The following is a 12,596-nucleotide window of genomic DNA, read 5'->3' on the forward strand; positions in this document are numbered from 1 at the left end:
CCCGTCTGTAGGTCACGCCGGCACGAGGTCCGGCACCCCGGGCAGCGGCCGCCGCGGGGCCGCGCCGATGCCGGAGAGCTTCTTGCGGAGGTAGTCGAGCGCCTTGTCCATCTGCCGGTCCTCGAACGGCTTCTTCTCGTCCCACAGCGGCTTGCCGTCCTGGCCCTTGAGCGCCGGCAGTTCCGGCGGCGGGGGCGGGTTCGGCCCGACGATGTCGGGCCGGCCGGCGACGTACTCCAGCTTCCGCAGTTCGACCCGGTACCGCAGCAACTCCGGGTCGGTGAGCGCCACCGTCATCTCCTCGTTCGGGGTCACGCCCCACTCGTCGATCTTCTGCTTCTCGGCGTACAGCTTGTCCATGTTCTTCCCGTTCGGCCGCCACCACGTCTGGGTGGTCAGCTTCACCGCGTTCTTCTGGTCCGGGGCGAGGCGGAACACGCTCTGGACGCTGCCCTTGCCGTAGGTCCGCTCGCCGACGACGACGGCCCGGTTGTTGTCCTGGAGCGCGGCGGCGACGATCTCGCTGGCGCTGGCGCTGTCGCGGTTTACGAGCACGACCATCGGCTTCGTCTCGGCCGGGAGGAACACGGTCCCGGCCCCGCGGGCCGAACTCGTTTTCTCGCCCCCGCGGCGGTCCTTGGTGGTGACGATCTTCCCGTCGGTCAGGAACAGGTCGGCGATCTTGGTCGCCTCGTCGAGCAGGCCGCCGGGGTTGTCGCGGAGGTCGAGGACGAGCGCCCGTGCGCCGGCCGCCTCGATCTCCTTCACCGCCTCCTCGACCTCCTTCGTGGTCAGCCCGCTGAACGACGAGATGCGGATCAGCGCGACCTTGTTCTGCGGGTCGACGAACCAGTTCCACTTCGCCGGGTCGTCGGCCCGCCGCGACACCCCCGCGACCGGGTGCATCGCGATCCGCGCCCGGGTCAGGGTGACCGGGAACTCCTTGTCGCCGCGGCCGATGGTGAGCGTGACCTTGGTGCCCCGCTCGCCCTTGATGAGCTTGCTGGCCTGCTCCGCGGTCATGTCCCTGGTGTCGGTGTCGCCGACCTTCACGATGACGTCGTTGGCGATCAGCCCGGACTCGTAGGCCGAGCCGCCGGCGAACGGCCACGAGATCTTCAGCCGCTTCGTCTTCTCGTCCTGACCCAACAGGATGCCGACGCCGTCGAAGCTGCCCTCGGTCTCGGTGTCGAACTCCTTGAGCTGCCTCTCGTTCAGGTACACCGAGTGCGGGTCGAGCTTGCGGAGCCCGCCGCCGATGGCGTCCTCGACGAACTTCTGGCGGTCCTCGGGGGCCAGCTCGCGGACGTAGTTGGCGTCCACCTCGGCCATCACTTCGACGAACTGGCGGACGAGCTGGTAGTCCTGGTCCGGGGCCGGGGCGCTGTACCCGATGGCGACGCCGAGGCCGATGAGGCCCGGGACGATGAGCAGCCAGGCGAGGTTCCGATGCGTCATTTCGCCCCCGGTGTTGCAGGTCGGGCCGGTCGTAGCACGGGGCGCGGTTGAACGCCACCTCAAGCCTTTGACCGCCGCCCGCCGCCTGCCAGATGTGCCGATTATACCCGCCAAACGTGTCGCACGGGAGCCGACCCCTGCGCCACCGGGCCGCGTGTAATCTTTTCCTCAAGTCGTTTTGACCGCCCCGCCCCCCCGGGTTACGTTCACAACACAACCTGTGCAAACCACCCGGATTACCGGTACCCTACCATGTACAGCCTCGTCTTGATGACCGCGATGACCGCCGGGCCGGACGGCCCCGAGTTCAACGGGAGCGGGGTGTTCCCGAACCTGTTCCACGGCGGGAGCGGGTGCTCGGGCTCGCAGTGCTCGGGGAACTGCTACGGCAACTACGCCCCGCGGTACAGTTGCTACGGCGGCGGGTGCTCGAGTTCGCAGGCCGCGTCGAACTGCTCGGGCTCCACGAACTGCTCCGGGTGCTCGGGCTCGAGCTCGGCCTCGAACAACTGCTCGGGCACCGGGTTCCTGAGCCGGGTCCGCAAGCTGTTCGACCGCGGCGGGTGCAGCGGCTCGTGCCAGGGCTGCACCGGGGCCGGCAGCGGCTACGGCTGCACCGGCAGCTCCTACGCCAACGGGTGCTGCGGCGGGTCGATGGCGTACTCGTGCTTCGGGTCGTCGCCGTACTCGTGCTTCGGCGGCCCGGCGGTCGCGTACACGCCGACGTTCAACGCGGGCCTGTCGTGCCAGGGCGGGATGGCGTGGCCGGCCCCGCCGCCGGTCTTCGACGGCACCCCGATGGTGCCGGACCTGCCCCCCTCGACGATCCCCCCGCAACAGATCCCCTACGCCCCGCCCGAGGCCGCCCCGGGGACGAACCCGCAGAACACCGGGTTCCGCCCGACGCCGGGGTCGGCCCTCGTGTCGAACGGCCCGACGGCTCGCGCCACGGTGGTCGTCCGCCTGCCGGTCGACGCCCGCCTGTTCGCCGACGCCAAGGCGCTGGCGCTGGTCGGTGCGGAGCGCAAGTTCGTGTCCCCGGAACTGCCGGTCGGCCAGGAGTTCGTGTACCGGTTCCGGGCCGAGTACGAGCGGGACGGCGAGACGGTGAGCGTGACCAAGAAGGTGGCGGTGCGGGCCGGTGCGGTGCTGAGCGTCGAGTTCACCGACCTCACTGCGAAAGCCGCCCCGACCGAGCGGGCGGTCCCCGAGCGGCCCTCGAACGCCAACACGGCCGTCGCCGCGACGCCGACCTCGAACCACACCCCGGCGGCCCCCGCCGCGACCGTCCCGAGCGTGCCGGCCGCCCCGACCGCGCCGGCCGTGCCCCAGATGGCCGACCCGAACGGGACCGGCGACCGGGCGACGATCACGGTGAAGCTGCCGCCCGGCGCGACGCTGTTCGTCGACGACCGCAAGAGCCCGTCGAGCGAACCGGTCCGGCGGTTCAGCACGCCGCCGCTGCCGACCGGCCGCGACTTCTCGTACCTGATGCGGGCCGAGATCGTCCGCAACGGGCATACGGAGACGTTCACGCAGAAGGTGCCGTTCCGGGCCGGCGAGCGGGTGGACGTGGACTTCAGCACCATCGCGAGGTGAGTCCGACGCGCGTCGTTCGGGCCACTGGGGTACCCGTGGCCCGTTGCGATTCACGCGCCGGCAATGTCGGGCAGGCCGAGCTTCGCGAGGTAGTGCCGCTCCTTGCTCCGCATCTCCCGCTCCGACCGGTCGTCGGTGTCGCCGTACCCGCACAGGTGCAGCGCGCCGTGGATCGCGTACAGGAGCAGTTCCAGGCTCACGTCGTGGTTGCGGTCCGCGGCGTACTCCTTGGCGACCTCGTACCCGATCACGACCTCGCCCTCGAGCGTCTTCGCGCCGGGCTCGGTGTACGGGAACGTGAGCACGTCGGTCGGCTCGTCGTGCTTGAGGAACTGGTTGTTGAGCCGGTGGATGTGGGCGTTGTCGACGAACGCGAGCGTGACCTTGCACGCCCGCACCCCCTCGCCCTGGAACACGGCGGCGGCCGCGTCCTTGAGCCGCTGGAACTCGAGGGGGTACTCGTAGGGGTTGGCGACCGACACTCGCAGGGTGGGGGGAATCGGCGGGCCTCCGGGCGGGTTCGCGGATTACGTGTGGCGCGTCTGCGCCCAAACGTATTCTATGTTTCCGGCGCCCGCACCACCTACACCGGAACCGGCCATGACCGAGGCAGCGCCCTCCCCGCCCGCCCCCGCGACGACCCCGCACGCCGCCGGCCTCTGGGCGCTGTTCGTGGTCAGCGTGCTCGGCCTGTTCGTCGAACTGCTCCTGATCCGCTGGGTCGGCACCGAGATCCGCATCTTCGCGTACCTCCAGAACACCGTCCTGGTCGTCTGCGTCCTCGGGCTCGGCATGGGGTGCTGGGACGCGAGGACGCCGTTCCGGCTCCGCGACGTGCTCGTCCCGCTGCTCCTCGTGACCGCGCTCCTCGCGGTCCCCACGACCCGGTTCTTCCTCGGCCACACCATCACCGAGATGCTGGCCCAGACCGGCACCCTCGAGTTCTGGGGGACGGAGGAGTCGTCGGGCCCGGAGCGGGCGGCGCTCGCGGCCGTCGGGCTGACGCTGGCGACCGGGGTGATGTACCTGCTGTGGGCGGTGTTCGTCCCCGTCGGGCGGCTCCTCGGGCGGCTCCTCGACGAGCACCCCCGGCCGCTCGTCGCGTACTCCGTCAACGTCGCCGGGAGCCTCGCCGGGATCCTGCTGTTCGTGGCGTGTTCGGCACTCAGTCTCCCGCCCGTCGGGTGGTTCGCCGTCTTCGCCGCCGGCGCGCTGTTCCTGCTCCACGGCACCGCCCGCGCCCGGCTGATCGACGGCGCGCTCTTGGCCGCGCTCGTGGGCCTCGGGGTGCTCGCCGGGACCGAGCCCGGGTGGAACGAGACGCACTGGTCCCCGTACCAGAAGCTCAGCGTGTGGTCGGTCGACGGCCCGCGGCCGCGCACCGCCTGGGCGAAGGTCCGCGGCGCGCGCGCGCCCGGCGAGCAGGGGAACGGGTCCTACCTCATCACGGTCAACAACGTCGGCTACCAGTCAATCATCGATCTGAGCCCGGCGGTCGTCGCGGCCGACCCCGAGAAGTTCAACCCGAAGCCGGACGCGAGCGGCCGGGTCCGGGCCGACCAGCACGGGTTCTCGCGGTACGACGTGCCGCTGAAGCTCCACCCGAGCCCCAAGTCGGTGCTGCTGGTCGGTGCGGGCTCGGGGAACGACGCGGCCGGGGCGCTGCGGAATGGGGCCGAGTCGGTGACCGCCGTGGAGATCGACCCGGTCATCATCGAGATCGGCCGCCGGCTGCACCCCGAGAAGCCGTACTCGGACCCGCGGGTGCGGGTGGTGAACGACGACGCCCGGTCGTTCTTCGCCACCACCGACCAGAAGTTCGACGTGATCGGGTTCGGGCTCCTGGACTCGCACACGTCCGGCTCGGCGATGGTGAACACCCGGCTCGACCACTACGTGTACACCCGCGAGAGCCTGCAGCAGGCGAAGTCGCTGCTCAAGCCGGGCGGGGTGATGGTGCTGAGCTTCGACGCCTACAAGCAGCACATCGGCGACCGGATGAACACCGCACTCACCGAGGTGTTCGGCGAGGCCCCGATCGTGTTCCACATCCCGTACAACGCGTTCGGGTGGGAGGGCGTGAGCTTCGTGTGCGGCGACCTCCCCGCGGCCCGGGCGCAGGTCGCCGCCGACCCGAAGTTCGCGGCCCTGGTCGCCGAGTGGACCCGGGACATGCCGTACACGCTCCCCGGCACGACCGAGGTGCCGACCGACGACTGGCCGTACCTGTACCTGGAGCGCCGCCAGATCCCGCCCCTGTACGGGCTCCTCGCGGTCGCCCTGGTGGCCCTGTTCGCGGTCGGCTCGCAGCGGGTCGCGGGGGCGCGGTCCGTCGCGCGGTGGGGCCGGCCCGAGGCCCACTTCGCGCTGCTCGGGGCCGGGTTCATGCTCCTGGAGGTGCAGAACGTCAGCAAGGCCGCCGTGGTCCTCGGCAACACCTGGGCCGTCAGCGCCGTCATCATCTCCGGGGTCATGGTGATGATCCTCCTGGCGAACGCACTGGCCGGGGTCACCCGCCGGGTGCCCGCGGCCGCCGTGTACGCGGCCCTCGTCGCCACGTGCCTCGGGCTGTACTTCGTCGACCTCGCCCGGTTCGCGTTCCTCCCGTACCCGGCCAAGGCCGCCGCCGTCGGCCTGCTCACGAGCCTGCCGATGCTGTTCAGCGGCCTCGCGTTCGCCCGGTCGTTCGCCGCCGCGCCCCGCAAGGACGCCGCACTCGGGGCCAACCTGTTCGGCGCGCTGCTCGGGGCGCTGCTCCAGTCCCTCACGTTCGTCATCGGGGTGAAGGCGCTACTCCTGGTCGTCGCCGCGCTGTACCTCCTCGCGGCGCTCACGCGGCCCCGGGCCGCACCCGCGACGGAGCCGGCCGCCGCCTGACCGCGAATGTCCAACGCCGCCGCGGGTTCGTACCTCTGAACCCATGCGCAAAGTCGTCGTTCTGCTGGCCTACCTCGGTGCCCTCGCGTTCGGCACCGACCGGGCGTTCGCCCCCACGCTCCGCTCCGGGTTCGACCGCGTCCAGGCCGACCGCGGCGACAGCGTTCTGAACCACTACATCCTCGAGCACTCGTGGCAGGCGCTCGGCGACCCGGACTACTGCGGGACGCTGTTCAGCCCGCCGTGCTTCTACCCCACCCGCTCGACGCTGTGGTACTCCGAGCACCTGCTCGGGGTGGCACCGCTCTACTGGGCGCTGCGGGCGGTCACGGACCACGTGACGGCGTACCAGTGGTGGATGATCGTCCTGAGCGGGCTGAACTTCGTCGCGTTCGCGGCCGTGGTGCGGTGGCTCCGCGGGCCGCACCCGCTCGCGGTCCTCGGCGGCTACCTGTGGGCGTTCGGCCTGATCCACCTCGACCAGATCAAGCACCAGCAGATGATCCCGCGGTTCGCAATGGTCCTGGCGGTGTACCACGCCTGGCGGCTCGTGCTCGCACTCGGGTCCAGCGCCGGGAACCCGGCCCGGCACCTGAACCGCCTGTGCGCCGCGGTCGCCCTCCAGGCAGTGACGTGCGTGAACACCGGGTGGTTCCTGGTCTCGGGGCTCGGCACGTTCCTGGCGCTGGCCGTCGTGTTGCAACCCGGCGGGGTCCGCGACCTGCTCCGGTTCCTGGTCCGGGAGCGCTGGCGGGGCGGACTCGTTGTGGGCGGCTGGACCGCGGCGATGGTGGCCGCGTACGTCCCGTACTTCGTCGTGAACCGGGGCCGCGAGCGCGGGTACTTCGAGTGCATCGAGCACCTGCCGCCGCCGCAAGCGTGGCTCGCGCCGCTCCCGGGCACGCCGTGGGACTGGCTCCTCGGCCGGTTCCGCACGGGTGTCATCGACGAGGCGTGGCTGTTCTGCGGGTTCGGCCTCGACCTCCTGTTCCTGGCGGCGACCGTTGCGCTCGTCTGGCGCGTCGCCGCCCGCGGCCGACAGCGCGAAGCGGCCGTCATTCTCGCGGCGCTGCTCACGGCGGCCGCGTGGGTCGTGCTGACGCTCAAGTTCGGAGAGGAGGACTCGCTGTGGCGCTACGTCCGCCACGTCCCCGGCGGCGGTGCGGTGCGGGCGGTGTCGCGGGTGTACGTGACCGTGTATTTGTTCGGTTCACTCGGTGCGATCGTGTGGCTGGCCCGTGCGACCGAGCGGCTCCCGGGTGGGGGGCGCGCGGTGCTGCTGTGGCTCGTGACCGCGGCGTGCGTCGCCGAGCAACTCGGGTACGAGCAGCCGAGCTTCGAGCGAAAGGACTTCTACCCGATCGCCGACGCCGCGGCCGCGGAGCTGCGGAAGGGCGAGGTGGGGTACGTGAACCCGCCGTACACCGACACGAAGGGCGTGCGGCCGGGGGGGGACGCGCGCGGCGCGGCCCACGACAGCGTGCTGGGCATGTGGGCCGGGTTGCGGGCGAACGTGCCGGTCGTCAACGGGTACTCGGGCCGGGTGCCGAACATCGAGTTCCTGGAGGTGCTGATGACGACCGACGAGTACCGAATCAAGCACCTGAAGCAGTGGCTCTCGGGCCGGTTCCGCGGGCGGGTCGCGGTGGTGTACCCGGACGACCTCGGCGGCACGCGGGTCATCGAGGTCGAGTGACCCGGCCGCGTGCTCCGTTGAATCGTTCGCCTAACGATTGCCGCCAACCGCAGATGACTACAACCGAGCACCAGAAACGGAAAAGGCCCGCGGCGGGTGCCGCGGGCCTCGGGTTTTCACGTGTGGGACGGCCGGGCGTCACTTGATGAACAGCATCTCGCGGTAGGTCGAGAGCGGCCACAGGTCGTCGGCGACGATGGTCTCGAGCTTGTCCCCGAAGGTCCGCAGCTCGACCATCTTCGGGATCACCGACTCCTTCATGTACTTGGCGTGGGCGTACGGCTCGCCGTCGACGTGGTGGTGGGCCACCTTCTCGAGCGCCGCGGTCGCGGCCTGGAACTTGGTGGTCACGTCGGTCAGCTCGCGGAGCGCCTCCAGCTGGGCGGCGGCGTCGACGCCGGCGGCCTTGGTCGCGTTCACGGCGGTGGCCACCTCGGCCTGGTACCGGAGCGCCGCCGGCAGGATCATCGTCCGGGCGATCGAGACCATCAGGTTGGACTCGATGGTGACCTCCTTGACGTACTTCTCGCTGAAGATCGCGTACCGCGACTGCAGCTCGCGCTCGGTGAACACCTTGTACTTGCCGAACAACTCGACCGTGTCCCTGCGGATCAGGATCGGGAGCGCGTCGGTCGTACTCTTGAGGTTGGGCAGCCCGCGCTTCTCGGCCTCCTTGTGCCACTCTTCGCTGTACCCGTCGCCGTTGAAGATGACCTTCTTGGACTCGTGGAGGATGCCCGGGAGCAGGTCCGCGATCGCCTTGTTCAGCGGCTTGCCGCCCTTGGTGGCGACCTCCAGCTGGGTGGCGATGAAGTCGAGCGACTCGGCGACGATCGTGTTGAGGACCACGTTCGGGCCGCCGATCGAGAACGACGAGCCCACGGCCCGGAACTCGAACTTGTTGCCGGTGAACGCGAACGGCGAGGTCCGGTTCCGGTCGCCCGCGTCGCGGGGGAGCTTCGGGAGCACCGAGACCCCGACCTCCATGAACCCGCCCTGCTTGGTGGACTTCAGGTCCGACCGCTCGAGCTGGTCGATCACGTCCTGGAGCTGGTCGCCCAGGAAGATCGAGATGATGGCCGGCGGGGCCTCGTTCGCGCCCAGGCGGTGGTCGTTCCCGGCCGACGCGACCGACACGCGGAGCAGCTCGGGGTACTTGGCGACGGCCCGGATCGTGGCGACGCAGAACACGAGGAACTGCATGTTCTCGTGCGGGGTGTCGCCGGGGTTCAGCAGGTTCTCGCCCAGGTCGGTGGCGAGGCTCCAGTTGTTGTGCTTGCCGCTCCCGTTGATCCCGGCGAACGGCTTCTCGTGCATCAGCGCCACGAGCCCGTACTTCTCGGACGTGCGGCGGATCACGTCCATCGTCAGGTGGTTGTGGTCGGTCGCGAGGTTCGAGTCCTCGTAGATCGGGGCGATCTCGTACTGGCTCGGGGCGACCTCGTTGTGCCGGGTCTTGACCGGCACGCCGAGCTTGAACAGCTCGGCCTCGCAGTCGGCCATGCACGCGATGACCCGCTCCGGGATGGTGCCGAAGTACTGGTCCTCGAGCTCCTGGCCCTTGGGGGGCTTGGCCCCGAACACGGTGCGGCCGCAGTTCAGCAGGTCCGGGCGGGAGTACAGGAAGTTCTTGTCGATCAGGAAGTACTCCTGCTCGGGGCCGACGCTGCTGAACACCTTCCGGGCCTCGGTGTTCCCGAACAGGCGGACGATCCGCAGCGCGTGGGTCGAGACGACCTCCATCGACTTGAGCAGCGGGGTCTTCTTGTCGAGCGACTCGCCGGTCCACGACACGAACACGGTCGGGATGACGAGCGTGGTGCCGTTGGGGGTCTCGCGGATGTACGCGGGGGACGTGGGGTCCCACCCGGTGTACCCGCGGGCCTCGAACGTGGCCCGGATGCCGCCGCTCGGGAACGAGCTGGCGTCCGGCTCGCCCTTCACCAGTTCCTTGCCGCTGAACTCGGCGATGGCCAGGCCCGAGCCGGTCGGGCTCAGGAAGCTGTCGTGCTTCTCGGCCGTCAGCCCGGTCATCGGCTGGAACAGGTGGGTGTAGTGGGTGGCCCCGTGCTCCAGCGCCCAGTCCTTCATCGCGCTGGCGACGGCGTCGGCGATCGTCGAGTCGAGGTTAACGCCCTGCTTGATCGTCTTCTGCAGCGCCTTGAACACGGGCTTGGGCAGGCGGGCCTTCTGCACCTCTTCGCTGAACACCAGGGAGCCGTACAGGTCCTTGAGGGACGTGGCCCGGAAGTCGATCTGGTTCAGGTCGTACTCGGTGTTCGCGATCGCCTCGATCGCCTTCTGACGCGCGTTGGACATCGTGGGTCTGCTCCGTGAGGGTGTGAGGCGAGAGCGGTGCGGGTCGGTCCGGTACGGGCACGACGGTCCACCACAACCCCGGGCGGCTGGGCCGTCGGGGCACGCGGTTGGGCTGGTCGAGGAGAGGATACTGTGGTTATAAGACCGATTCGGAACGCGGCAACCGAAGAAGTCGTCAAGTCTTCAGGTCGCAAACGCGTCACGTTCAGGTGGTAGGGCGCGAGCCCCGGGCGGCACCGCCGAACGCCTTGAGGGCGCGACGACCTTGAGGGCACGACGACCGGAAGGACCGGGAGGTACACCATGCGACGGATCGCAGTCATCAATCAAAAGGGCGGGGTCGGGAAGACGACCACCACCGTGAACCTGGCCGCGGCACTCGCCAACGCCGGGCAGCGGGTCTGCGTGATCGACCTCGACCCCCAGGCCCACGCCAGCACGCACCTCGGGCTGGAGCCGGACGGCTCGATCCCGTCGATCTACGACGTGCTCGTGTCGAACAAGCCGCTCGCTGAGGTCCGCCGCCCGGCCGGCCAGAACCTGTGGGTCGTCCCGTCGGACATCAATCTCGCCGCGGCGGAGGTCGAACTCGCCGGCATCGTCGGCCGCGAGGTGCTGCTCCGCGAGTCGATGGCCCAGGACGCGGAGCCGTTCGACTTCGTACTCATGGACTGCGGGCCGTCGCTCGGCGTCCTCACGTTGAACGCGCTGGCGACCGCCGACGAGGTGTTCATCCCGCTCCAGCCGCACTTCCTGGCGCTGCACGGCCTGTCGAAGTTGCTCGAAACGACGGCACTCGTCGCCAAGCGCATCAACCCGCGGCTGAAGGTCAGTGGCGTGGTGGTGTGCCTGTACGACGCCGCAACGAAGCTCGCACAAGAGGTCGTGTCGGACCTGACGGCGTTCCTGGGCCAGAGCCGCGGCGCGAACGTGCCGTGGGCGAACGCCCGGGTGTTCGGCACGAAGATCCGGCGGAACATCAAGCTCGCGGAGTGCCCGAGCTTCGGGAAGTCGGTGTTCGGGTACGCGCCGAAGAGCACCGGTGCGGCCGACTACACGGCCCTCGCGGGCGAGGTGCTCGGTGCCGTCGCAGCCACGGTCATCGGCCCGGTGAAGGTGACCGTCGAGGTGCAGGCGACCGAAACACCGGTCGCGGAAACGCCCGTGGCACCCGTCAACCGGGTCGCGGAGGCGATGGTGTGACCGCGGTCGCCCCTCCGCGGCAGTCGCCCGTACCGCCTCCGCGAACGACCCCGATGGTGCCCCAGCCGAGCACGGCGACCACGCCGACCAGGTTCAGGTACGGGACCGTGTCCATCCGCCACGGCCCCCCCAGGAACATGTGGTATCCAAGTACCAGCCCGCCGAGGGTGAGCCAGGCGAGGTCGTAGGCGCACTCCGGTCGGCGGCGGAGCAGCAGCGCGACGAGCCAGAAACCGGGCGCGAGGAACGGCACGAACCAGCGGACCGACAGGCACGTCCCGGAGTGGTTGTTGGAGCACAGGACGTACGGCGCGGCACCGACCACCACCCACCCGCAGGCGAACACGACCGCCCGGCGGTCGGCGGGGCATCTCCAGGCCAGGAGCGCGGCCGCCGCCGGCGCGAGCGCCAGGGGCAGGTTGTGCGACAGGAACCCGCGCGGCCCGACGAGCATTTCCGCGAGGTACTCCAGGGTGCCCAGCGGGGTGTGCATGAACCGGCCCCCGGTCAGGTTCTCGGGGTTGAACGGGCTGCCCCACGCCCAGTTCTTGGGGTCGCTCGCCGGCGAAAGGGCGTCGCCGGTGACGGCGTAGAGCACGAGATGGTGCGCTGCCGCCCACGGGGCGGCGGCCAGCGCCGCCGGCAACAGGCTCCGCCACCGCAGTGACGCGACGTACGCGAAGACGCACAGGACGAGTGCCGGCCCGAGCGCGCCGTCGAGGGCGTACCCGGCACCGGCGAGCGTGCCCAGGGCGATCGACCGGCCCCGCGAGGGGCCGAGGCGCTCCGAGCGGGCGACCGCCACGCACGCCAGCGCCCCGACCGCGAGCAGGAGGACGTGGCCGGTCACCTGCCGGCTGTATGCCGGCGCGCACGTCGCGGCCGCGATGCTCAGCGTCAGCAGTGCGGCCGCGGGACCGGGCAGGCCGACCTCCCGGCGGGCGAGCCACCCGACGGAGCCGACGGCGACCGCGTACGGGACGCACGCGGTCGCGATCGTGACCCACGTGGCGAACAGGTCGGGCCGCCGCGACGCGGGCGGGAGGCCGAGGAGGAGCCACCCGCGGTACAGCGCCCCCGCCGCGAGGAGCGGAACCGGCGGGTGGTGCGAGTAGAATTGGCCGCCCACGAACATCTTGTCGCCCGTGCCCCACCCGAGGAGCGCACCGAGCGCGGGGTCGTAGGCCGGCGGGACGCCCTCGCGGGACACCTGCTGGCCGACGAACACCGAGTCGTCGATCGCGAGCGTCCCCCTGGCCCCGACGGACTCGATGGCCGCCAGGCGGCTGCCGTCGCTGTACCCGCCGGCGTAGGGGATCGCGAACCACCCCGATACGGCCGCCGCGGCGGCGACGATCCCGAGCGTGACCCGGTCACAACACGGGCCGCGGGATCGGGGGGGCGTGTGCATTGGCGGTCTCGGTCGGGCACTGGGAAACGAACC

Annotated in this window: 8 protein-coding genes; 4 read left to right on the plus strand and 4 right to left on the minus strand. The window is 70.5% G+C overall.

Annotation, left to right across the window (positions count from 1 at the left end):
• Window positions 1–12: 12 nt before the first annotated feature.
• Entirely contained in the window at window positions 13–1,458 is a 1,446-nt protein-coding gene (locus tag ACTIGN_RS20755) for a S41 family peptidase (RefSeq protein ID WP_439627359.1), read from the minus strand.
• A 252-nt stretch (window positions 1,459–1,710) separates the two neighbouring features.
• Between ACTIGN_RS20755 and ACTIGN_RS20760 the strand changes: the two genes are divergently transcribed.
• Complete coding sequence (locus tag ACTIGN_RS20760) at window positions 1,711–3,057, plus strand: TIGR03000 domain-containing protein (RefSeq protein ID WP_439627361.1); 1,347 nt, start codon at window positions 1,711–1,713, stop codon at window positions 3,055–3,057.
• Between the two features lie 50 nt (window positions 3,058–3,107).
• Here ACTIGN_RS20760 and ybeY read toward each other — a convergent pair whose 3' ends face one another.
• Window positions 3,108–3,539, minus strand: a complete 432-nt coding sequence (gene ybeY / locus ACTIGN_RS20765; RefSeq protein ID WP_439627363.1) for an rRNA maturation RNase YbeY — start codon at window positions 3,537–3,539, stop codon at window positions 3,108–3,110.
• Window positions 3,540–3,657: 118 nt separating this feature from the next.
• Between ybeY and ACTIGN_RS20770 the strand changes: the two genes are divergently transcribed.
• Together ACTIGN_RS20770 and ACTIGN_RS20775 are read left to right on the plus strand one after the other, a co-directional pair.
• Window positions 3,658–5,934: a spermidine synthase gene (locus tag ACTIGN_RS20770; RefSeq protein ID WP_439627365.1), complete on the plus strand. Its 2,277-nt coding sequence runs from the start codon at window positions 3,658–3,660 to the stop codon at window positions 5,932–5,934.
• A gap of 43 nt (window positions 5,935–5,977) precedes the next feature.
• On the plus strand, window positions 5,978–7,630 hold the full coding sequence (locus ACTIGN_RS20775; protein WP_439627367.1) for a hypothetical protein: 1,653 nt from the start codon (window positions 5,978–5,980) through the stop codon (window positions 7,628–7,630).
• A gap of 138 nt (window positions 7,631–7,768) precedes the next feature.
• On the opposite strand, the gene ACTIGN_RS20780 is transcribed toward ACTIGN_RS20775, so the two are convergent.
• Window positions 7,769–9,949, minus strand: a complete 2,181-nt coding sequence (locus ACTIGN_RS20780) for a glutamine synthetase III family protein (RefSeq protein WP_439627369.1) — start codon at window positions 9,947–9,949, stop codon at window positions 7,769–7,771.
• Window positions 9,950–10,252: 303 nt separating this feature from the next.
• Between ACTIGN_RS20780 and ACTIGN_RS20785 the strand changes: the two genes are divergently transcribed.
• Window positions 10,253–11,152, plus strand: coding sequence for a ParA family protein (locus ACTIGN_RS20785; RefSeq protein ID WP_439627371.1), 900 nt, complete (start codon window positions 10,253–10,255; stop codon window positions 11,150–11,152).
• Here the strand turns inward: ACTIGN_RS20785 and ACTIGN_RS20790 are convergent.
• Window positions 11,124–12,563, minus strand: a complete 1,440-nt coding sequence (locus ACTIGN_RS20790) for a hypothetical protein (RefSeq protein ID WP_439627373.1) — start codon at window positions 12,561–12,563, stop codon at window positions 11,124–11,126. The genes ACTIGN_RS20785 and ACTIGN_RS20790 overlap by 29 nt on opposite strands.
• Window positions 12,564–12,596 lie beyond the last annotated feature (33 nt).

Origin of the sequence: Gemmata sp. (assembly GCF_051859125.1) — a bacterium.
Classification (GTDB): Bacteria; Planctomycetota; Planctomycetia; order Gemmatales; family Gemmataceae; genus Gemmata.

Coding starts and splice junctions, on each gene's coding strand:
- ACTIGN_RS20755 (WP_439627359.1), bottom strand. CDS start 1,458: ATGACGCATCGGAACCTCGCCTGGCTGCTCATCGTCCCGGGCCTCATC.
- ACTIGN_RS20760 (WP_439627361.1), top strand. CDS start 1,711: ATGTACAGCCTCGTCTTGATGACCGCGATGACCGCCGGGCCGGACGGC.
- ACTIGN_RS20770 (WP_439627365.1), top strand. CDS start 3,658: ATGACCGAGGCAGCGCCCTCCCCGCCCGCCCCCGCGACGACCCCGCAC.
- ACTIGN_RS20775 (WP_439627367.1), top strand. CDS start 5,978: ATGCGCAAAGTCGTCGTTCTGCTGGCCTACCTCGGTGCCCTCGCGTTC.
- ACTIGN_RS20780 (WP_439627369.1), bottom strand. CDS start 9,949: ATGTCCAACGCGCGTCAGAAGGCGATCGAGGCGATCGCGAACACCGAG.
- ACTIGN_RS20785 (WP_439627371.1), top strand. CDS start 10,253: ATGCGACGGATCGCAGTCATCAATCAAAAGGGCGGGGTCGGGAAGACG.
- ACTIGN_RS20790 (WP_439627373.1), bottom strand. CDS start 12,563: ATGCACACGCCCCCCCGATCCCGCGGCCCGTGTTGTGACCGGGTCACG.